The sequence below is a fragment of the Bradyrhizobium sp. HKCCYLS20291 genome (genome assembly GCF_051167715.1).
Lineage (GTDB): Bacteria > Pseudomonadota > Alphaproteobacteria > Rhizobiales > Xanthobacteraceae > Bradyrhizobium.
Genome location: NZ_JBNPTO010000029.1, coordinates 14,769 through 35,625, shown reverse-complemented (window position 1 = coordinate 35,625; position 20,857 = coordinate 14,769). Strand labels below are relative to the sequence as shown.

Annotated in this window: 22 protein-coding genes and 1 pseudogene; 8 read left to right on the top strand and 15 right to left on the bottom strand. The window is 66.0% G+C overall.

The window, feature by feature from the left end; genetic code table 11:
* Nucleotides 1-206: 206 nt before the first annotated feature.
* Nucleotides 207-357, top strand: a pseudogene (locus tag ACQR07_RS35880) (bifunctional methylenetetrahydrofolate dehydrogenase/methenyltetrahydrofolate cyclohydrolase); the annotation flags it as partial.
* Between the two features lies 1 nt (nucleotide 358).
* Here the strand turns inward: ACQR07_RS35880 and ACQR07_RS35875 are convergent.
* From ACQR07_RS35875 to ACQR07_RS35865, 3 genes are all read right to left on the bottom strand, one after another.
* A complete protein-coding gene (locus ACQR07_RS35875) occupies nucleotides 359-1,816 on the bottom strand; it encodes a M20 family peptidase (RefSeq protein WP_434906757.1) in 1,458 nt (485 codons plus the stop codon).
* Nucleotides 1,817-1,950: 134 nt separating this feature from the next.
* Nucleotides 1,951-2,487 carry an inorganic diphosphatase gene (gene ppa, locus ACQR07_RS35870; RefSeq protein ID WP_434906756.1) on the bottom strand — a complete coding sequence of 179 codons (537 nt, stop codon included), beginning with the start codon at nucleotides 2,485-2,487 and terminating at the stop codon, nucleotides 1,951-1,953.
* A 199-nt stretch (nucleotides 2,488-2,686) separates the two neighbouring features.
* Complete coding sequence (locus ACQR07_RS35865; protein WP_006611902.1) at nucleotides 2,687-3,196, bottom strand: GNAT family N-acetyltransferase; 510 nt, start codon at nucleotides 3,194-3,196, stop codon at nucleotides 2,687-2,689.
* Between the two features lie 241 nt (nucleotides 3,197-3,437).
* Here ACQR07_RS35865 and ACQR07_RS35860 point away from each other — a divergent pair, with 241 nt between their 5' ends.
* The 6 genes from ACQR07_RS35860 to ACQR07_RS35835 all read left to right on the top strand — a co-directional run bounded on the left by ACQR07_RS35860 (nucleotide 3,438) and on the right by ACQR07_RS35835 (nucleotide 8,674).
* Complete coding sequence (locus ACQR07_RS35860) at nucleotides 3,438-4,415, top strand: dienelactone hydrolase family protein (RefSeq protein ID WP_434906755.1); 978 nt, start codon at nucleotides 3,438-3,440, stop codon at nucleotides 4,413-4,415.
* Nucleotides 4,393-4,860: a DUF2269 family protein gene (locus ACQR07_RS35855; RefSeq protein ID WP_434906754.1), complete on the top strand. Its 468-nt coding sequence runs from the start codon at nucleotides 4,393-4,395 to the stop codon at nucleotides 4,858-4,860. Before ACQR07_RS35860 ends, ACQR07_RS35855 begins: the two co-directional genes overlap by 23 nt.
* Before the next feature lie 10 nt (nucleotides 4,861-4,870).
* On the top strand, nucleotides 4,871-6,199 hold the full coding sequence (locus ACQR07_RS35850) for an SDR family oxidoreductase (protein ID WP_434906753.1): 1,329 nt from the start codon (nucleotides 4,871-4,873) through the stop codon (nucleotides 6,197-6,199).
* A complete protein-coding gene (locus ACQR07_RS35845) occupies nucleotides 6,199-6,609 on the top strand; it encodes a thiol-disulfide oxidoreductase DCC family protein (protein WP_434906773.1) in 411 nt (136 codons plus the stop codon). The genes ACQR07_RS35850 and ACQR07_RS35845 overlap by 1 nt, the downstream gene beginning before the upstream one ends.
* Nucleotides 6,610-6,809: 200 nt before the next feature.
* Complete coding sequence (locus ACQR07_RS35840; RefSeq protein ID WP_434906772.1) at nucleotides 6,810-7,775, top strand: YeiH family protein; 966 nt, start codon at nucleotides 6,810-6,812, stop codon at nucleotides 7,773-7,775.
* Between the two features lie 8 nt (nucleotides 7,776-7,783).
* Entirely contained in the window at nucleotides 7,784-8,674 is an 891-nt protein-coding gene (locus ACQR07_RS35835) for a LysR family transcriptional regulator (protein WP_434906752.1), read from the top strand.
* Nucleotides 8,675-8,769: 95 nt separating this feature from the next.
* Here ACQR07_RS35835 and ACQR07_RS35830 read toward each other — a convergent pair whose 3' ends face one another.
* From ACQR07_RS35830 to ACQR07_RS35785, 10 genes are all read right to left on the bottom strand, one after another.
* A complete protein-coding gene (locus ACQR07_RS35830) occupies nucleotides 8,770-10,014 on the bottom strand; it encodes a flavin monoamine oxidase family protein (RefSeq protein ID WP_434906751.1) in 1,245 nt (414 codons plus the stop codon).
* 164 nt (nucleotides 10,015-10,178) lie between these two features.
* Nucleotides 10,179-12,005: a translational GTPase TypA gene (gene typA, locus ACQR07_RS35825; protein ID WP_434906750.1), complete on the bottom strand. Its 1,827-nt coding sequence runs from the start codon at nucleotides 12,003-12,005 to the stop codon at nucleotides 10,179-10,181.
* A 224-nt stretch (nucleotides 12,006-12,229) separates the two neighbouring features.
* Nucleotides 12,230-13,009: a hypothetical protein gene (locus tag ACQR07_RS35820; protein WP_434906749.1), complete on the bottom strand. Its 780-nt coding sequence runs from the start codon at nucleotides 13,007-13,009 to the stop codon at nucleotides 12,230-12,232.
* 10 nt (nucleotides 13,010-13,019) lie between these two features.
* Nucleotides 13,020-13,286: a hypothetical protein gene (locus ACQR07_RS35815; protein WP_434906748.1), complete on the bottom strand. Its 267-nt coding sequence runs from the start codon at nucleotides 13,284-13,286 to the stop codon at nucleotides 13,020-13,022.
* On the bottom strand, nucleotides 13,279-13,512 hold the full coding sequence (locus ACQR07_RS35810; RefSeq protein WP_434906747.1) for a hypothetical protein: 234 nt from the start codon (nucleotides 13,510-13,512) through the stop codon (nucleotides 13,279-13,281). The genes ACQR07_RS35815 and ACQR07_RS35810 overlap by 8 nt, the downstream gene beginning before the upstream one ends.
* Nucleotides 13,509-13,757 (bottom strand): hypothetical protein, encoded by a 249-nt coding sequence (locus ACQR07_RS35805; protein WP_434906746.1) that lies wholly within the window; start codon nucleotides 13,755-13,757, stop codon nucleotides 13,509-13,511. The genes ACQR07_RS35810 and ACQR07_RS35805 overlap by 4 nt, the downstream gene beginning before the upstream one ends.
* The gene (locus tag ACQR07_RS35800) at nucleotides 13,750-14,034 is read right to left on the bottom strand and encodes a hypothetical protein (protein ID WP_434906745.1); all 285 of its coding nucleotides are present in this window, start codon (nucleotides 14,032-14,034) and stop codon (nucleotides 13,750-13,752) included. The genes ACQR07_RS35805 and ACQR07_RS35800 overlap by 8 nt, the downstream gene beginning before the upstream one ends.
* The gene (locus ACQR07_RS35795; protein ID WP_434906744.1) at nucleotides 14,031-15,443 is read right to left on the bottom strand and encodes a radical SAM protein; all 1,413 of its coding nucleotides are present in this window, start codon (nucleotides 15,441-15,443) and stop codon (nucleotides 14,031-14,033) included. The genes ACQR07_RS35800 and ACQR07_RS35795 overlap by 4 nt, the downstream gene beginning before the upstream one ends.
* Entirely contained in the window at nucleotides 15,424-16,143 is a 720-nt protein-coding gene (locus ACQR07_RS35790; protein WP_434906743.1) for a prolipoprotein diacylglyceryl transferase, read from the bottom strand. Before ACQR07_RS35790 ends, ACQR07_RS35795 begins: the two co-directional genes overlap by 20 nt.
* Before the next feature lie 65 nt (nucleotides 16,144-16,208).
* Complete coding sequence (locus ACQR07_RS35785) at nucleotides 16,209-16,970, bottom strand: Crp/Fnr family transcriptional regulator (RefSeq protein WP_434906742.1); 762 nt, start codon at nucleotides 16,968-16,970, stop codon at nucleotides 16,209-16,211.
* A gap of 167 nt (nucleotides 16,971-17,137) precedes the next feature.
* On the opposite strand from ACQR07_RS35785, the gene ACQR07_RS35780 reads away from it, so the two are divergent.
* Nucleotides 17,138-17,512 (top strand): response regulator, encoded by a 375-nt coding sequence (locus tag ACQR07_RS35780; RefSeq protein WP_434906741.1) that lies wholly within the window; start codon nucleotides 17,138-17,140, stop codon nucleotides 17,510-17,512.
* Between the two features lie 29 nt (nucleotides 17,513-17,541).
* Here ACQR07_RS35780 and ACQR07_RS35775 read toward each other — a convergent pair whose 3' ends face one another.
* Both ACQR07_RS35775 and ACQR07_RS35770 read right to left on the bottom strand, forming a co-directional pair.
* Nucleotides 17,542-19,074, bottom strand: coding sequence for an alkaline phosphatase D family protein (locus ACQR07_RS35775; RefSeq protein WP_434906740.1), 1,533 nt, complete (start codon nucleotides 19,072-19,074; stop codon nucleotides 17,542-17,544).
* Nucleotides 19,075-19,199: 125 nt separating this feature from the next.
* A complete protein-coding gene (locus ACQR07_RS35770) occupies nucleotides 19,200-20,546 on the bottom strand; it encodes a TAXI family TRAP transporter solute-binding subunit (protein ID WP_434906771.1) in 1,347 nt (448 codons plus the stop codon).
* Between the last annotated feature and the right edge of the window lie 311 nt (nucleotides 20,547-20,857).

The following is a 20,857-nucleotide window of genomic DNA, read 5'->3' as shown; positions in this document are numbered from 1 at the left end:
GTGCCCCTGATGAGGTGGATGCAGCTTGCGCAGTACTGCTGCCGATCAAGAATCCGACGAGGACAGTTAGCAAAAATCGCGACACGTCTAGCTCTCCTGGCAAATCAGCCCAGCGCAACCGTAACGTGCTCTCAACGGAGGGTAAAGTTCCATGGAGATCGGTGGGGCGGCTTAAACGGGGGAGTTAGACCGAAGCCGCAGTGAGGGGGTCGCCTGCGAAGCTGGTCGGCGACGTCGCCCATGCCGAGGTGGCCGGCGCGACCACGCCGGTGCCCGGCGGCGTCGGCCAGATGATGGTGTCGTGCCTGCTGGTCAACACGCTGCGCCATCGCCGGCCTGCCGAAGCCGTCGGTGTGAGCTAACCCGCGGCCGCCTGGAGCAGCCGCCGGTAGAAGCGGATCATGTCGGCATAGCCCTCGACCGACAGCCGCTCATTGGTGCCGTGAAAGCGCTTCAGATCCTCCGTCGTCGCGCGCAGCGGCGAGAACCGGAAGATGCTGTCGGCAATGCCGGCATAGTGGCCGGAATCAGTGCCGGCGATCATCAGGCCGGGCGCCACCACCGCATCGTTGAAGATCTCGCGAATGGTGCGGTTGACGAGCTGATAGGACGGGCTGGCGGTCGAGGTCACCGGCGGAGGATCGCGGTTGCCGCGCAACGGCGCGATCGAGATGCGGTCGTTGGCCACGGTCTGCCGGATGTGACCGACGATGCCTGCTTCCGTGTCGCCGGGCAGCAGCCGGAAATTCACGGTGGCCGAGGCGTTGCCCGGCAACACGTTGTCCTTGTCGCCGGCATTGAAGATGGTCAGCGCGGTCGTGGTGCGCACCATCGCTTCGGCCGGACCGCTCTTGGCGAACTCACTGAACAGCACCGGCTTCAACAGCCAGAGATTGGACAGCACCGCACGGTTGATGCCGCTCATTTCCGGCGCGAGCGTATCGAACATCTCGCCGACCGCGCCGTCGATGCGCATCGGCAGACGGTTGGCCTCGAGCTTCGCCAGCGCCGCGCTCATCATGCCGATCGCGGTGTCCCTGGGCGGCATCGACGAGTGGCCCGGCGTGGCCTTGGCCGTCAGTGCCAGGCTCGCATAGCCCTTCTCGGCAACGCCGATCAGCGCCGCGGGCTTGTCGAGGCCCTTGATGCCGCCCTCCGAAATCAGCAGCCCCTCATCGATGACGAAATCCAATCGCACATTGCGCGCAGCGAGGGCGGCCGCCATGGCCTTGGCCCCTCGGAGGCCGCCGACCTCCTCATCGTGGCCGAAGGCGAAATAGACGGTTCGCTTCGGCTTGAAGCCGGCCTTGATCAGCGCCTCGGCCGCTTCGAGCATCGCATACAGATTTCCCTTGTCGTCCCAGGCGCCGCGGCCCCACACGAAACCATCCTTGATGACGCCGTCAAACGGCGGCACGGCCCAGTCGGGCTCGGTGCCCGGCGCGATCGGCACGACGTCCTGATGGGCGAGCAGTGCGATCGGCTTGGCCGCCGCGTCGCTGCCTTGCCAGACGTAGAGCAGGCTGCGCCCGCCCACGACCTCCTGGGTCGCGGTCGCATGGACGGCCGGGAAACTGCGCTCGATGTGGGCCTTCAGCGCGGCGAAGGCATCTGCATTCAGATCGGGATTGTCGTAGCTCGAGACCGTGCGGAAGCGAACCGCCTCGGCACCGACGTCCACCTTCGGCAACGCCGCGACCTCGAGCTGCCGCGAGCCCTGGCGCAGCGTGTTGAACAGCACGATCGCGACGACGACCGCGCCCACGGCGACGACGAGCAGGACGAGATTTCGAACGAGCCTGAGCAGCCGGCGCATCGCAGAAGCTCCAAAAGGACAGCGACGCCGCAGACCGGGAGCCTGCGACGCCGCGAAACTGCCTCAGGGCCGGGTCGAAAGTCCATCGCCTTTGCCGAGGCGCGGACCCGATCCTTCCTTGCGCTTGCGATATCCTACTTCTTTGCAGCCTTGGCGCGCGCGATGCCCTCGGCGATCAGCTGATGGGCGTCGTCGGCATTGCCCCAGCGCAGCACCTTCACCCATTTGCCGGGCTCGAGATCCTTGTAGTGCTCGAAGAAGTGCTGGATCTGCTGCAGCGTGATCTCCGGCAGGTCCGAGTAGGTCCGGACCTTGTCGTAGCGCTGGGTCAGCTTCGAGGAAGGGACCGCGATGATCTTCTCGTCGCCGCCGGCCTCGTCCTCCATCAGCAGCACGCCGACCGGCCGCACACTCATTACGGCGCCCGGCACGATCGCGCGGGTGTTGGCGACCAGCACGTCGCACGGGTCGCCGTCGTTCGACAGCGTGTGCGGGATGAAGCCGTAATTGCCGGGATAGCGCATCGCCGTATACAGGAAGCGGTCGACGATCAGCGTGCCGGCCTCCTTGTCGAGCTCGTACTTGATCGGCTCACCACCGACCGGCACCTCGATGACGACGTTGACCTCGCGCGGCGGATCTTTCCCGATCGGGATGGCGTCGATGCGCATGATTGCTCCGTGGAACTTGAACGGTTCAGAACTTGAACGTGTGAGGGACGGACGCTCGCGAGGAGCGCTCGCATTCGCAGTCGCAAAAAATCAGCGACTGCGCAACAGCTACCTCAAGCCCGGGTCTTCAGTTCAATTCACCGACGCGTTAACGCTCAACGCGTCCAGAGCCAGCTCGTTCAAGCGTGGTTAGGCCGGCTCAGTTGGTCCAGGCGAACGCGACCTTGTCCAGCGACTTCGGCCCGAAGCGCTCCGACGATCGCGCGACCATGCGGCCACCCAATGCGCGGTAAAACTCGGTGGCGGGATCGTTGTCGGACAACGCCCACACCACCATGCTCTTCAGCCCGCTCTGCGCGAGGTCGCGCTTGGCAGACTGGAAGAGCCGGCGACCGAAGCCCAGCCCCTGAAATTCCGGTCGCAGATAAAGCTCGTAGACTTCACCGTCGAAGTGCAGGCTACGGGCGCGGTTGCGACCGTAATTGGCGTAGCCGGCGACCTTGTCGTTGAACACCAGCACGCTGACGCGGCTGCCTTTGCGGATCGCGCTGTCCCACCATTGCGGGCCGCGTCGATTGATCAGCTTCTCCAGCTCGGCGCCAGGGATGATTCCCTGGTAGGCAGAACGCCAAGCTTCATCGTGGGCTGACGCCACCGCAGCCGCATCTGCAGCCTTGGCCGGACGGACTTCGATCAGGGTTGTGCTCATGAGCGGATCAAAGCAAGTCGGCGGTCCGCCTTCAAGGTGCCACGTTAAAGATCGGTTAACCTGTGGACTTTCGGCATCACAGTGGCGGAAAGCTGTACCGAAAAGGGACAATTTCGCAACATTGTCTGGCAGCGACGGTGCTCTGTAACCTCCGGTTCATACGTTGAACCACAAACCAGAGGCGGCGAAGCCGGCGCGTCGGCTAGTGTGGCGCTAGCTCAACATCTTCCCGCTTGGCTGAATGGTCCTGCTTCGCTGCGTCTCATGGTTGTTTGTGGTCGGCTTGCTAACAGGGCCGAACGCCTGGGCACAGCCATTCGGCCCGGTCTCCGCCGAAGCCGAGCCGGCGCGCCAGCAGCAATGGCTGGTGCCGTCCACCCTCGCCGATCATCCGTCGCGCGCGCTGCTCTATCGCCCCGCCGGCGACGGACCATTTCCATTGGCGCTGATCGCGCACGCCTCGACGCAGAACGCGCTGCGACGGGCGCAGCTGCCGCAGCCGTCCTACACGGCGCTGGCGCGCGAGCTGGTGGCGCGCGGCTATGCGGTGCTGGTGCCGGAGCGGCTCGGACACGGCGGCACCGGCGGCCCTTACGCCGAAGACCAGGGCGACTGCGCCGATCCGAACTACGAGAAAGCCGGACGCGCCACCGCCGCGCAGATCCTGCGGGCACTGGCCTTCATGCGCGAGCAATCGTTCGTGGCGAAAGGCGGCGCGCTCGTCATCGGTCATTCGGCCGGCGGCTGGGGCACGCTGGCGCTGGCCGAGCAGCCCCGGCAGTTCGTTGCGAGCATCGTTGTCTTCGCGCCCGGTCGCGGCGGCCACGCCGACGACGTGCCGGGGCGCATCTGCGCGGAGGACCGTCTGCTCGATGCGGTCAGGGCCTTCGGCCGTAGTGCCGCGCACAAGCCTCAGAGAGTGGTCTGGTTCGTTGCGCAAAACGACAGCTATTTCCCGCCCGCATTCTCGCGGAGGCTCGCCGACACTTTCCTGCGGTCGGGAGGCAGGCCATACTTTTTTGTCGTGGATGAGTCCGGGGATGAAGGACACTGGCTGATCGAGCGCGACGACAGAACCAAGTCGATGGTCGAGAGGATGCTGCGAGTTCTTACCGCCACCCCGAGGAGCAGTTTCGGTAGCGGCGGCTCTGACGGTGTCATAGGAATCGCGCCACCGCTGTCGGGAGGCACCAGAGGTGACGTTGTATTTCCTCATTAAGTATCTCCACGTGCTCGGCGCCATCGTGATCCTCGGCACCGGCACGGGAATCGCGTTCTTCATGCTGATGGCGCATCTCAGTGGCGAGGCCGCGTTCATCGCGCGCACCGCCGGTGTGGTGGTGATCGCGGACATGCTGTTCACGCTGTCGGCGGTGCTGTTGCAGCCGGTCACGGGCGGCACCTTGATGTGGTTGTCGTCGACGGCAATGAGCGAGAGATGGCTGCTGGCCTCGCTCGCGCTCTACGCCATCGCCGGTCTGTTCTGGGTGCCCGTGATCTTCATGCAGATCGAGCTGCGCGATCTCGCGCGCGCCGCTGACAGCCGCGCGGAGCTGCTGCCGCCGCGCTACTTCATCGTCTTCCGCCGCTGGTTCCTGTGCGGCATCCCCGGCTTCGGTGCGGTCATGGCCATACTCTGGCTGATGATCGCAAAGCCGTTCTGAGAGGATGCGCATGATGCCTTCCACCACCCCGCGCGTTCTCGTGCTTGGCGCCTCCGGGCTGATCGGCCGCTTCGTGACCGACGATCTGCGCCGGCGTGGCCTGACGGCGATCGGAATCGCGCGCGCTCTGTCGGCCTCGCAGCGCGTGTCGTCACTCGATATCGAGCTGCCGATCATGGCCCTGGACGCGCCCGCGCTGGCGGCGCTGATGCGCGCGCATGAGATCGACGTCGTCGTCAATTGCCTCGGCGTGCTGCAGGACGGACCGGGCAGCGACACCAACGCCGTGCACCATCAGTTCGTCGCGCGCCTGCTCGACGCGATCGCGGCCTGCGGCCGCAGCGTGCGTCTGATCCAGATTTCGATTCCCGGCACGGCCGACGAGGATCACACCGCCTTCGCCACCACCAAGCGCGAAGCGGAGCGGCTGATCGCCGCCTCGGGCATTCCGCACGCGATCCTGCGCCCGGGCTTCGTGATCGCGCCATCGGCCTATGGCGGCAGCGCGATGGTGCGCGCGCTCGCAGCGTTTCCGATCGATCTGCCGGCGAAGGACGCCGCGACGCCGTTCCAGCCGGTGGCGGTCGCAGACATCGCAGCCACGATCGCCTGGCTCGCCTTGCGGCCGATCGACGAGGCGGCGACACGCGCGATCAGCTGGGACCTGATGCAGCCGGAGCCGGTCACGCTCGGCGATGTCATCGGCGCTTTCCGCCGCAGCTTCGGCACCGAGAATTGGCCCCGCGCGACGATGCCGGCCGTGCTGATCAATCTCGGCGCGGTCGCCGGTGACCTCTGCAGCCGTCTCGGCTGGATGCCGCCGATGCGCACCACCGCGATCGCCGAGCTTCGCCGCGGCGTGCGTGGCGATCCCGCACCGTGGCTCACGGCGACCGGCCTTGCGCCGACGCGCCTGAACGACGCCGTCGGCGCGCATGGCGCGTCCATCCAGGACAAATGGTTTGCGCGGCTGTTCCTGATCAAGGCGCTGATCATCGCGAGCCTGGTGCTGTTCTGGATCGCTTCCGGCAGCATCGCGCTGTTCATCTCGTTTCCAGCCACCACCGCGATCCTTACCACGCGCGGCTGGCCCGAGAGCTTCGCGATCCCGTTCGCGGCGATCACCAGCATGATGGACATCTCGGTCGGCCTGTTGGTCGCATTCCGCAAAACGGCGGTTTTCGGCCTCGCTGCCGGCATCTTCGTCTCGCTCGGCTATCTGCTGGGATGCGCCGTGCTTACGCCCGAACTCTGGCTCGAGCCGCTCGGCGCCCTGGTGAAGACGGGACCTGCGATCGTGCTGATGCTCGTGGGACTGCTGATGATGGACAATCGATGATGAGCCAATGGCCCGACGACGACGTGATCCTCTATGACGGCGTCTGCGTGTTCTGCTCGCGCTGGGTGCAGTTCGTCATCGCGCGCGACACGGCAAGGCGTTTTCGCTTCACACCGATCCAGTCGCCCTACGGCACGCGCCTGGCCCAGGCGTTCGGCATCGATCCTGATGAGCCCGACACCAATGCCGTGATCCATGGCGGCAAGGCCCATCTGAAATCCGACGCGGCGCTCACCGTGCTGTCGAACCTGTCGGGCTGGCGTTGGACGCAGGCGCTGTTCGCAGTGCCGAAGCCACTGCGCGACGCCGTCTACAGCGTGGTCGCGCGCAACCGCTATCGCATCTTCGGGAAATACGACTCCTGCTTCGTGCCGGATGCCGAGCTACGGAAGCGGGTGCTGGAGCAGTAGACAATCGATCGATTGAATCGAACGAAATATCCGATATAACTCGTTGGATCGATCGATAAGGGTATGAAATTCTCTTCTAAATCCTCGGTTTGGGAGAGTTTTCCATGGCTGCCCCTTCGCATGATCTGACTGCCGATGCGCCTGTTGCCGCTCTCGCTGCCCCTGTCTACGCGCCGCCGACGCCCCGTCTCCAGGCGCTGCTGCCGGGACTGGCTCTGTCGGCCAGCATCGCGGCCGGCGCGTTCGGGCTGCGCCAACTGCCGGGCCTCGGCATGTTCAGCCCGATGATCCTGGCAATCGTCGCCGGCATGGCGCACCAAAATGTCGTCGGCACGCCGGCGCGGGCCAAGCCTGGCGTCACCTTCGCGATGCGCCGCGTTCTGCGGGTCGCGATCATCCTGCTCGGCCTGCAGCTGACGGCCGCTGACATCGTCGAGGTCGGCGCGCGCGGGTTGGCGGTGATCGCGCTCAGCCTGACCGGCACCTTCCTGTTCACGGTGTGGATGGGCCGGCTGCTCGGCGTCGACCGCAAGCTGGCCGAGCTTATCGCCGCGGGCACCTCGATCTGCGGTGCCTCCGCCGTCATCGCAACCAATACCGTCACGCGTGCGCATGATGAGGATGTCGCCTATGCGGTCGCCTGCGTGACCGTGTTCGGCTCGATTGCGATGGTCGCCTATCCACTGGTGCCCGCATTGCTGCATCTCGACCCGCACGCCTTCGGCCTGTGGAGCGGCGCGTCGATCCACGAGATCGCGCAGGTCGTCGCCGCCGCGTTTCAGCAGGGCCAGCAAGCCGGCGAGTTCGGCACCATTGCCAAGCTGGCGCGCGTGATGCTGCTGGCGCCGGTGGTGCTGACGCTTGGCGTGCTGGCGGCGCGCCGGGACGGTCATGGCCAGGCCGGCGCGCAGCCGCCGCTGCCCTGGTTCGCGTTCGGCTTCATAGCGCTGGTCGGCGTCAACAGCGTCGTCACCGTGCCCGCCGAGGCGAAGACGATCATCGTGACCGCGACGACGTTTCTGCTGTCGATGGCGCTCGCCGCGATGGGGCTGGAGACGGATTTCGCCAAGCTCAGAGCCAAAGGCCTGCGGCCGCTGGCGCTCGGCTTCGCGGCGTTCCTGTTCATTGCGGGCTTCAGCCTGGCGCTGGTGAAATTGACGACCTAGGAGTTGACGTGACGCTCGAGCAGCTGCGGATCTTCGTTGCGGTCGCCACGCGGGAGCATGTCACCCAGGCGGCGCGCGAGCTCCATCTGACCCAATCGGCCACATCGGCGGCCGTCGCTGCGCTCGAAGCGCGCTACCAGACAAAGCTGTTCGACCGTGTCGGCCGCCGCATCTTGCTCACGGCGGCCGGCAAGGCGTTTCTGGTCGAAGCCCGTGCGGTGCTCGCGCGCGCGGCTGCGGCGGAGACGGTGCTCGATGATCTCGCCGGGCTGAAGCGGGGCCAACTCGCGCTGGCGGCCAGCCAGACCATCGCCGGCTATTGGCTGCCGGCCTTCATTCACCGTTTCAACACCGCGCATCCGGCGATCAAACTGCAGCTCTCGATCGGCAACACCGAGCAGGTGGCAGACCGGGTGCGGGAGGGCTCTGCCGATCTCGGCTTCGTTGAGGGGGATGTCGACGATCCCCTGCTTGCGGCGCAGCCGGTCGCGGACGACGAGATGGTGCTGGTCGGCCCCATCGGTCACCCGCTGTGTCGCCGAACGCCCGTGAAAGCCGCTGAGCTGAAAGCCGCGCGCTGGGTGCTGCGCGAGCAGGGCTCGGGCACGCGGGCCGTGCTCGAGGCGGCGCTCGGCCGGTTCGGCATCACGCCAGCCGAGCTCGATGTGGTGTTCGACCTGCCGTCCAACGAGGCGGTGCGCGGCGCCGTCGAAGCCGGCGCTGGCGTCACGGTGCTGTCACGGCTCGTGGTGATGCGGGGCGTCAAGGCGGGGCTGCTCGCGGTGGCGCGGATCGACTTGCCCAAGCGGCACTTCTACAGCCTGCGCCATAGGGAGCATCATCAGACGCAGGCGGCACGGGAGTTCTTGCGGATGGTGGGGCAGGCGCTCGCTGTTTGAGCCTCCGTCATCGCGAGCGCAGCGAAGCGATCCAGGATTCTCACCACCGGCGGGCCCCTGGATTGCTTCGCTGCGCTCGCAATGACGGCGGACGGCTAGTGCTTGCCCAACGCAGCCAGCGCTTCCTTTGCCGCCCGCTCACCCGAGTCGCGCGCGCCATGGGCGGTCGAGAAGAAGTCCGACGGCGTCGCCTCGCCGGCGAAGAACAGGCGGTCGTCGACCGGCGCGGCGAGCACCGCGCGCTTGTCGGAATGGCCCGGTAGCGCGTGCGAATAGGCGCCACGCGCGAACGGATCGGCGGCCCAGCGCGATTCCGCAAGCGGCCGCAGGCTCTTGCGGATGTCGCTGCCGAGCAGCGCGACGACGTCGTCGATCGCCTGGGCGGCCAAAGCGCCCTCGCCGGCCGACTCGATGTCGCGGGCGAAGCTGCCGCCATAGAAGCCCTCGATGCAGGGCTGGCCGAACGGGCGGAGCTGGAAGCTGCCGACGCGTGCGGTGTGGCTGCGGCCGCGCAGGCCGGAATCCTTCGGCAGGTGCTCCCAGCCGTCGAGCGCCAGCGTGACCTTGTTGTCGAGACCGAGCGGCAGGCCGGTGGCGGCTTCGAGTTTCGCCGGCAACGCCGGCGTGAAGCGGACCGCCTCCTCGGCGATGAGGTTGGTCGGCACCGTGACGATGACCTTGTCGGCTGTTAGCGTGCCCTGTGACGTCGTCAGCCGGACGCGCTTGTCGCTGTGATCGATCACGGTGACATTGCAGTTCAGCGCGACCGGCAGGCCGGCGCGGTAGCGAGCAACCAGCGCGCCGTAGCCATGGCGGACGCGCCAGTTCAGCTCGGTGTCCTCATAGGCCTCGAAATCGAGCAGCGACATCTGGTCGAGCTCGCAGCCGTTGAGATAGGTGCAGATCGCATCGATCATGCCGTTCCAGCGATTGCCGGGCGCGAGGCAGATGCTGGCAGGCGCGTCACGGCCGCTCGCGGCAGCCTCGGCGGTGCGGGTGAAGAATGCCTCCAGCGCGCGCAAGAAGTCCTCGCGCTCCGCGCGGGGAAATGCGGCTTCGTAGGCCTGGTCGCGCCATGGCGGGCGGGATTTGTCGATGGTGAAGGAGAGTTGCTCGGCGATGGCGACGAACGAGTTGCGGTCGGCGGAGTGCAGCCAGCCGCAGCCGAGATCGAACGTAACGTCCGGCGAGGCCATGACGGTGTGGGCCCGGCCGCCGATGCGGTCTCGTGCTTCGAGCACGATGAACGAGACGCCCTTGTCGCGGAACGCATGCGCGGCGCCCAGCCCGGCTGCGCCGGCGCCGAGGATGGCGATGTCGATGGAGGATGGGAAAGACATCGGCTCATCCAGCTCCGTCGTCATGGCCGAGCTTGACCCGCCCGCGCGGGCCGTAGCCACTTCGGCGGCGAGGGCCCGGGCATCCAAGCTCGTCCTTGCAAGCATCTAAAACGTGGATGGCCGGGACAAGCCCGGCCATGACGTCGTCGAGAGCCAGGAATTGATTACGCCACCGCCTCCTTGGCCTTCTCCGCACGCTTGCGCTCGTTCGGATCCAGATGCTTCTTGCGCAGGCGGATCGACTTCGGCGTGACTTCGACGAGCTCGTCGTCCTCGATGTAGGCGAGCGCCTTTTCCAGGGTCATCTTGATCGGCGGCGTCAGGCGCACCGCTTCGTCCTTCGACGTGGTGCGGATGTTGGTGAGCTGCTTGCCCTTCAGCACGTTGATCTCGAGATCATTGTCGCGGGTGTGCTCGCCGACGATCATGCCGCGATAGACCTTCCAGCCCGGCTCGATCATCATCGGGCCGCGGTCCTCCAGCTTGAACATCGCATAGGCCACCGCCTCGCCCTGGTCGTTCGAGATCAGCACGCCGTTGCGGCGGCCCTGGATCTCGCCCTTGTAGGGCGCGTAGTTGTGGAACAGACGGTTCATGATCGCGGTGCCGCGGGTATCCGTCAGCAGCTCGCCCTGGTAGCCGATCAGGCCGCGGGTCGGCGCGTAGAACACCAGGCGCAGACGGTGACCGCCGGACGGCTTCATCTCGATCAGCTCGGCGCGGCGCTCGCTCATCTTCTGCACGACGACGCCGGAATGCTCCTCGTCGACGTCGATCACGACCTCCTCGATCGGTTCCAGGGTCTGGCCGGTCGCCGCGTCCTTCTGGAACACGACGCGCGGACGCGACACCGAGAGCTCAAAACCTTCGCGGCGCATGGTCTCGATCAGGATCGCGAGCTGCAGTTCGCCGCGGCCCGCCACATCCATCGAGTCCTTGTCGTCGGCCTCGCGGACGCGCAGCGCGACGTTACCCTCGGCCTCGCGCAGCAGGCGGTCGCGGATCATGCGGCTGGTGACCTTGTCGCCTTCCGTGCCCGCCAGCGGCGAGTTGTTGACGATGAAGGACATCGACACGGTCGGCGGATCGATCGGCTGCGCGGGCAGCGGGATGTCGACGCTGGGATCGCAGAATGTGTCGGCGACGGTGCCCTTGGTCATGCCGGCGATGGCGACGATATCGCCCGCCTCGGCGTCATCGAGCGGCGTGCGCTCGAGGCCGCGGAACGCCAGGATCTTGGTGATGCGGCCCTGCTCGATCATCTTGCCGTCGGCGGCCAGCACCTTGATCTGCTGGTTCGGCTTCAGGGTGCCGGACGAGATGCGGCCGGTGATGATGCGACCGAGATAGGGGTTGGCCTCGATGATGGTGCCGATCATGCGGAACGGCCCCTCCTCGGTCCGCGGCGCCGGGACGTGGCGCAGCACCAGCTCGAACAGTGGCTCCATGCCGCGGTCCTGCGGACCTTCCGGCTTGTCGGCCATCCAGCCCTGCTTGGCCGAGCCGTACAGGATCGGGAAGTCGAGCTGCTCCTCGGAGGCGTCGAGCGCCGCGAACAGGTCGAACACCTCGTTGATGACCTCGGTCGGACGAGCGTCCGGGCGGTCGACCTTGTTGATGACCACGATCGGCTTGAGGCCGACCTTGAGCGCCTTGGAGACCACGAACTTGGTCTGCGGCAGCGGACCCTCGGCGGCGTCGACCAGCACCAGCGCGCCATCCACCATGTTCAGGATGCGCTCGACCTCGCCGCCGAAATCGGCGTGGCCGGGGGTGTCGACGATGTTGATGCGGGTGTCCTTCCACTGCACCGAGGCGGCCTTGGCCAGGATGGTGATGCCGCGCTCGCGCTCCAGGTCATTCGAGTCCATGGCGCGCTCGGCGACCTTCTGGTTCTCGCGGAAGGTACCGGACTGCTGCAGGAGGCGGTCGACCAGCGTGGTCTTGCCGTGGTCGACGTGGGCGATGATGGCGATGTTGCGAAGATTCATGGTCGGTGTCTTCTAAGCTTTCTGGAGCTCGTGCTCTGTCCCCGGCGGGGCGCGCGCTTTATGATAGTCGAATCAAGCTGTTAGCTTTGCGACGCGCGCTCGCGAAACTCGGTTCGGCGGCCGGGGCCGGCAGCCCCAAATAGGAAGCCCGGCCAATCGACCGGGCAGACCTCACGCGTTGCGGCGCAATATAGGGAAAAAATGCCAAAAAACAATGACTGCTTTCAGGAATGAGGAGCGGCTCCGGGCGGCGGGCCATTCGCCGGATCCTTGGACGTTTCGGCCAGCCAGCGCTGCCGGGCTGCCCGAAAATAGAGGATCCCGATCGTCCCCGCAGGCAATCCGATCGGAAGCAGCACGGACGGCATGTTGTTGATCCAATACAGCCGGCTGAAGCCGTAGACGACCAGAAATAGGCTGGGAATCAGCAGCACGATCCCGCTCGCCATGAGCAGGCCGGCAATGCCGTCTGGCCTCGCGCGGACCCACCACAGCGCGGCAACACCAAGAGCTCCCAGGGCGAATCCTGCCAGCAGCGAACCGGGGTCACCAATATGCGTGATTTCGCCCAGGGCGCCCAATCCGAAGAACGTCGAACAGGCACCCGGCAGCAGCAGGACGACTCCGGAAAGCAGCATGAAGCTCGGCAGGCAGCCGCTTGCAGCTGCCGTTCCTGGCTGCGGACGGTTTGGCGCGGCGGCGCGCAAGCGATGGTGCGCATAAAGAAGCAGGGCGGCCCCGACGATCGAAGCGGCCAGCCCATCGAGAAAGAAGCCGAAGTACCCGCCCATGTTCCAGCGCACGTAGAAGACGAAATAGATCGCTGCGTACAGTCCCCATGCCATCAGCCCGAGGCTGCCGACCATGATCAGCAGAGTGTGGCTGCCATTGCGCGTCGGCCCCGGCTCGTCCGGAACGCCGCCCGGCGGGCCCTTCCAACGCTCCTTCGGCAGCGGCGGGCTGACGCGATCGGCACCCGGTTCTGGCTGGCGGGGTGACGTCATGCGGGCGGGCTCAGCGCCATCCGCGGTAGAGCGCCCAGACGATGTACAGGAGCGGAGCCGCTCCCGTTGCGATGACGACCCATATCGGGCCGAACAGACCGCCGTGCAGCATTTCCCAGTTGAAGACTGCGAACACAAAGGCGGTCGGGAGCAGCGCGAAGATGCCGGTCAGGACTCGCCGGAGCGTCGTCATCCTGCTGACTGGCTCACGTGGCCTCCGCACCTCCTCCAGGAAGGGCGACAGCGGCGGACGGCGGTGGAACGGGTCATCATCCATGGCGGCGCGGCATCATCAGGCGGATCGCGGCAAGGACCATGAACAAGCCGAGCACGACGGCACCGAGGGCGAGTACGGCCAACAGGTCGGGCAGATTCCGCTGGGTGATCAAGCATAGCAAGCCCGGCGCCAGCAGCACCAGCCCGATGAGCAGCATCAGGATCGACAGCACGATCCTCAAACCGATCCAGAGTGCGGACTGTCGTGGCTGCTCCTGTGGCGTCATGCCGATCCTCGCCAGCGCGTGACCGCAACGCCGATCAGCACGATCCCGGCGATCGCCGCGCCGATGAACAGCAGTCCGATCGGGTCGACAAGGTCGTTGCGCGTGATCTGATTGGGAAAGACGACGAGGACGCAGGCCATCGGAAACAGAAGGATCAGGCCGGCCAGGATGCCCAAGGCTGTCGCGCACCCGGAGCGTTGCTGGCGGGGCGGAAGCTCAGGGGGAATGATCGGACGTTCAGTCATGGCTGCGCTGCATCATGAGACGGACTGCGAAGAACAGAAAGAGCGCACCGGCAATAGTCACACCGAACAAGGCAACCGCGATCCCACTCGTGAGATCTGCCCAACTCAATCTGGCGAGATCGGCGCCGCGCAACGTACCCACGATCCACAGTCCGGGCAGTAGCAGAACGACTCCTACCATCAACGTCATCACGACCAATCCATCCATGAGGCAGCCACGCAGCACAGATCGCTCAGGCTGCTGAGCTGTCGGCTGATCGGAGTCCGGATCGCTCATGCCCTACCCTTCCCCAGCCGCGCGCGAATGCCGTCGATGGCGCCGTTGCGGTAGAACAGATTGTAGGTGTCGAACGGGATGATCTCGCCGCGCTCGGTGACGAAATGAATGCAGGAGCGCTTGACGTTGCCGACGCAGAAATTGAAGCGGTCGAGAAACTGCACGATGGTGACGCGGAAGACGTGCTCGTAGCCGAGATTGTCGGGCACCTGCACGGACGGCAGGCAGCAGAGGAATTCGGCGACGCGCTCGCCGGTGTTCAGCGGTCCCGACGACAGCGAGAACAGCTCGACGAACTTTTCCCGTAGCACCGGATATTTCTCCGGGCAGATCGTGTTCGGCATGACCGACAGCAATTCCGCCTCGGGCACCATCGATGTCAGCGGCAGCACATTGGTGCCGTTGCGCAGGCCGTAGCCGATCGAGATGCTCTCGGGATTGCACGGCAGCGGGATCATGTCGTTGTCGCCGAACACGCCGGTCTCGACGACGCGGCGGCGGATCTCCGACAGCATGATGCGGTCGGTCTGCTTGTTGAAATCAGCGTTGCGGCCTGCATCCTGCACCGGCTGCAGGGTGACGCCGCGCACGCAGGACCACTGCAGCGCATGACGAACGATGTCGCCGATCTCGTCGTCATTGACGCCGCGCTTGATGGTCGCGACCAGCGTCGTCGAGATGCCCGCGCGCTCGAGATTTTCCAACGCCTGCTGGCGGATGCGGCGCAGATCGGCGCCACGAATGTTGGTGAGGCCGGCGCGCGACAGCGAGTCGAACTGCAGGTAGACCTCGAGCCCGCGCTTGTTCTCGGCGAGCTTCGCCACGAACTCAGGCTCGCGCGCGATGCGCAGGCCGTTGGTGTTGATCATGACGTGGCGGATCGGGCGGGCGCGCACCGCGGCGAGGATATCGAAGAAGTCAGGATGCAAGGTGGGCTCGCCGCCGGAGATCTGCACCAGGTCCGGCTCACCTTCGCTTTTCACCAGCGCGTCCAGCATCCGCTCGACCGTGGCCAGCGGCGTGAAATGCGCGCGCTGCGGCGACGACTCGGCGAAGCACACCGGGCAGGTCAGGTTGCAGTGATCGGTGATCTCGATCAGCGCCAGGCAGGAATGCTGCTCATGGTCCGGGCACAGTCCGCAATCATAGGGACAGCCATATTCGGTGCGGCGCTGAAAGCTGAGCGGCGTATCGCCCGGCTTGATGAACGACTTGCAGCGCCGCCAATACGCCGCGTCGTCCGAGACCAGCGTCGACTGCACGCCATGCTCCTTGCAGCGCTTCTCGTACCAGACCTCGTTGTCGACGATCTGGATCTTGGTCGGCACCAGTTCGAGGCAGGTCTCGCAGAGGGATTGCGTCTGCCCCCAGAACACATAGGAGCGCGATTTACGCAGTGGCGCGTTCATGCAGGACCTTCGGTTCGGGCGCGGTCGCCAGCATGGCCAGGGCGTAGACCGTGATGGCGAGCGACAGCAGATGAAACAGGGTGAGCGGGCCGATCACCGGCCCATAGGGCTTGAGAAATTCCCAGGCGAAGCGCTGTAGGCCGTAGACGAGCAGCGCGAGATAGAAGCCGTTGGCGATGATGGTTACGTTGCCCCTCAGCACCGCCACGACATAGAGCAAGGCGAATGCCGCCATCGCCAGGCTTTCATAGAGTTGCACCGGATGGCGCAGAATCCCGTCGCCGAAATCATGCCCCCACGGCAACGCCGTCGGCGTGCCGTAGGTGAAATCGTCGAGGCCAGCCGCATAGCAGCCGATGCGGCCGACCGCGATGCCGATCGCGAGCGGCAGCGCGAAGCGCGCGCCGGTGCGCAGGACGATGCTGTGCTGCCACTTATACAACTCGACCGCGACGATGCCGCCGGCGAGCGCGCCCTCGACCGAACGCGCCAGTCCCGGCATGCCGGAGAGCCACAGGTTCAGCGAGCCGAACAGATAGGCGCCGAGACCGGCGCCAAACGCCAGCGCGGCGACATAGGACCATTCGGTCGACTGCTTCGGAAAGCTCACATGGGCGACACGCGTGAGCCACCAGCCGGCGGCAGCGGCGCTCAGCCAGGCGGCGACATCGAAGATCGCGTGGAGAACGGCCCCGTCCATGACTCCCATCGTCCGGTTGCAGCCGGACTATGGCAAGTTCCGCGCGGCAAAGGCAATGGTTGCTCTCAGCTCGCTGCGGCCTGCTCGGTCGGATAGACGCCGCGCAGGACCTCCTCGAAGTGGGTCTTGACCGCCTCGTTGCACAGGCAGGAGCGCCGCTTCAGGGCGTCTAAATCCCGCACCATGAAGGCACCGCGCCTGGTGTCGAGGATGCCTTCGGTCCGGAAGGTTTGGACGACACGGCTCACATAGCTGCGGCCGACGCCGAGCAGCGTGCCCAGTTGCTCATGGGTCAGCGGCACGGTCGGCTCGCCGTCGGTGCGATCCATCGCCGCGACGATCCATTTCGCCGTGCGCTGCTCGATCGAATGGATGGCGTTGCAGGCGGTCGACTGGAACATCTGCGCCAGCATGCAGTCCGCATAACGCGCGAACACGTTGCGCAGCGTCTTCGACTGCAGCTTGGCGGCGGCAAGCCGCGACAACGGCAGGCGCGCAAACGGTCCGCCGAACTTGACGACGATCCGCGTATAGGCCGGCAGGAAGCCTTCGCTGACGATGCCGCCGACCGCCCCTTCGCGGCCGACCAGGATGGTTTCGACGTCGCGGCCGTCCTCGTTGGGCACCAGATAGGAGGTGAGCGCCGGTCCACAGGGAAAATGCACGATCTGCACGTCGTCGCCGGGGCGATAGAGCAGCTCGTTGGGCGCAGCCGCGTCCTCCACGAGGTAGGGCGCGATCAGCGCGTAGTCGGCCGGGCTCAACCGCCGCAGCAGGTTGTTGTAGGGCCGCTCCCGCGTCAGTGTCGTCACACCTTGGTTCAGCATCGTCGCTCCCCGCGCCGCACGCATATGCGTGATCCGTGCCCCTTGTGTTCACAAGTGCACCGACACAGGAACTCGGATATGCTGCGATCGGTTCCAGGAACCCGCCGGTGCGCTTAAAACGAGGCGCCGGCCGCGGGGCCGTCCTTCACCCTGGAACCCCGCAGATCATGACCAGCTCGCAAGCAGGCGTGCCCGAGTTCTATCAGGATGTGCTGGTCGTCGAAGACGACCCGATCATCGCGCTCGGTCTGGAAGACACCATCTCCGATTTCGGCATTGCCATCATCAGGGTTGCTGCGAACGTCGCCAGCGCACTCGCGATGATCGAGCAGCGCGCACCGCAGTTCGCGCTGCTCGACGTCGGTCTCGTTCGCGAGCAGAGCTTCGCGATCGCCGAACGGCTGATGGTGCTCGGCATTCCCTTCGCATTCTCGACCGGCTATGGCGCCGATCGCGTGCCTCCCGCCTTCTCCGACCGGCCGCGGCTGCCGAAGCCGTGTCCGACGGATGCGTTAGAGGCCGTGCTGCGGCGGCGGGAGTAGTTTCCGCCGCCGTGTCCGGCCGAGAGCTCTCAGCCCAGTTTGGGATCGAGCGTCGTCGACCACAGCGCGACGTCGGCGCGGTCGCGCAAGGTCACCGTCATCTGCCCGGTCCCGCCGTCGATCTTGACGTGGCCGAAGAACTGCATGCCGGCCGAGGGCGGCAGGTTCTGCTTGTCGAGACCGGGCGCCTTGATGAAGCGCACCTCGGGACCGAACGTGTTGTCGAGCTCGTTCGGACCGAACGTGCCGGCATGGAGCGGGCCCGAGACGAACTCCCAGAACGGCGCGAAGTCCTGGAATTGCGCCTTGTTCGGATCGTAGTAGTGCGCGGCCGCGTAGTGCTTGATGAAGCGCAGGATCTCGGCGATCTCGAGCTCGCGGCCGCGCGCCGGACCGTCGCCTTGCGCGAACGCCTCCGAGCCCTTCTTGTTGGCCGCATCGTCATACACGATGATGCTGAGCGGCATGTCGGAGGCGATCACCTTCCAGGTCGCGCGCGAGTTCAAGAGCGCCTGCTTCAGCCAGCGCATCTGCTCCGGCCCGATGAAATAGGACGCCGGACCATAGGTCTCCTCGAGATTGGGGCCGTTGGCGCCGCGATAGCTGCGCTCGTCGAGCACGAACACGTCGAGATGCGGGCCGTAATTGATGGTGCGGTAGACGCGGCCCGGCTCGACGATGCTCTCGCGCATCGGATACATCTCGTGGAAGGCGCGCGCGGCCCGCGCCGCGAGCAGCTGGATGTTGCGCTCCTTGTAGGCCGCGGGCAGCTCCTTGGAGGCCGACCAGTTGTTGGTCACCTCGTGGTCGTCCCACTGCACGAAGATCGGCACCTCGGCGTTGAAGGCGCGGACGTTCTCGTCGAGGAAATTGTACTTGTGAGCGGCGCGGAATTCGTCGAGCGTCTCCGCGACCTTGGCCTTCTCCTCGATCGTGAGGTTCTTCCAGACCTTGTTGTCCGGCAGCTTGACCTCGGACTTGATCGGACCGTCGGCATAGATGGTATCGCCGGAATGCAGGAAGAAATCCGGCCGGTGCTTCTTCATGGTGGCGAAGGTGAACATGCCGCCATCGTCGGGGTTGATGCCCCAGCCCTGCCCGGCGACGTCGCCGCCCCAGACGAAGGAGACGTCGCGCTTGTGGCCAGGCGCGGTGCGGAAGCGGCCGACCACCGGCTCGCTCTCGACGGCGCTATGCGCCAGGTCGCGGAATTTGACGCGGTAGAAGATGTCCTGGCCGCTCGGCAGATTGTCCAGCAGCATCTTGGCGGTGAAGTCGCTTTCCGGGAGCGCCGCGATCGGCGGCAGGCTGCGCGCATTCTTGAACGACTCCGTCGTCGCCACCTCGACCATCATCTGCGACGGACGGTCGGCACGCGCCCAGACGACACCGCCGTCCATACCGACGTCGCCCGACTGGACGCCGTGCGTGATCTGGGGCCGGTCGGCCGCGCGGCTGAGATAGGGCATCGACAGCGTGGTGACGCCGGCCGCGGCCGCCGTGGACAGGAAGCGGCGGCGGGACAGCGTGCGGAGCTGCGGGCGTGGGAAATGGACGGTCATGCGGGTCTCCAGTCGGACGGCGCACCGACGCGTGCGGCCATGCGTCCGAAGACCTAGAAAAATTTGATGACGCTGCGATTACAGGACGCGCCCGGCAGCGGCTTGGCCGCCGCCGCGGCGACGGATCAGGTGCCGGCGGCGCGCAGCTGCGCCCCGGTCCGCTGCAGGTTGGCCGGCATGCTCATCAGGATCAGCTTGCGATCGGCGACCGCATTGTGGAACTGTTCGAGCGCGATGTTGAATGCCGTCAGCGCGGCATGCTCGATGGCGCCATCCTCAAAGCAGGTCAGCGTGTTGCGCAGGATCTCGTCGGCCTCGCTCTGCAGCTGGTCGAGCTCCTCGGTCGAATCGCTTTTGCGGGCGATGCTGATCATCTCCAGCAGGCGGTCGCGAAGCGACGTGTTGATCGTGCGCTCGTCGCGCTTGAGATAGCCGGCGAACCAGGCGCCGGCCGAGCCCATTGCCGACAGCGCCATCAGCGCCCACCAGATGTAGTCGCTGTAGCGATCGAGGAAGGTCTTCTCCTCGCCGTCCACGAAGGCGGCCGCGCCGGGATGGGCGGGGATGGCGGCGTCCTTGTCGGTATCCGGGGTCTCGATCTTGGCGGCGAGCGGGAATTCCGACATCAGCTGCTGGCGCACCGAGAACAGCTGGTGGGTGAACGCCGAGACCGTGGATTCGGAGAGGCCCTTCCGTGCCACGATATGGTGGGTGAAGCTGATGGTCTTGACCTCGTCCTCCGGGCGATCGGGCGAGCCGCCGAAGGCGCCCGCCGGAATGTCGGCGGATTCATATTCCGGGTGGTTCTGCGCGATGGCCTCGGCCGAGTCGATTGCCAGGAAGGTCGGCACGCCGCCCTCCTTGGTGGCCGCAGCGATGGCATCGGCGGTGATCTTGCTGTTGATCGGTCCGGCGGCGAGATAGGCGTCGGCCTTCTGGTTGCGCACCGCCTCGGCCGCCTCCGAGATCGGAAACTGCACGAACTCGACCTTGCTGGCATCGACACCATACTGGTGCAGGACCACCTTCAGCAGGTTCACGTTGGCTGGGGTCCGCCCGATGATGCCGACCTTGTGCCCGGCCAGCTGCGAGATCTTGGTGATCTTGGTGCCGCCCTTACGGCCCTTGCCCTTGGCGGCCGGAGGCACGAAGAGAACGGCAACGTTCTTGCGCAGCGTGGCGACGGCCTGGGCGTTCTTCGGCACTTCGAGGTCACCGCGGACGATGGCGAGATCCACCTTGGCGGCCGCCAGCGCTTGCGCGCTCTCCGCCGCGCCTTCGGTGGGAACGGGACGAAGCCGAACCGACGCATGCGACTGCGAGAACGCCTGGGTCAGAGCCTGGACCACCTTGAGATCGTCGCTGTTCGGCGGCCCGACGGCGATCTTCAGCGTCACCGGCCGCATCGCGAAATAGTAGGCGCCCGCCATCGCGCCGATGATCGCGAGGATCCCAGCGATGACGATGAACACGGCAGGGCGCATCTGCGAGCGCTGCGCTGGCGTGGTCTGAGGGTCTGCCAGGTCCGGTCCTCCGGTCGTCGGATGGCGCGAAAGCAATGCCAAGCGCGGCTTGGTCTCGCCTTCTCCTTCGCTAGGGGTAAACTGTAGCAAATTTCTTGTCTCGCCGGGGTGACATCTCCGTCATGGTTACTACCCCCCGACTGAGTGGCGATCGGGGCCGTTCCAAGGCCCGACCGCGTCGGCGCTGCAAGGCTCTGATCCGGATGCCGTTTCTGGTAGGCTGGGGCCGCGGCAGAGTGACGCCGGGAATGTTTCGGACC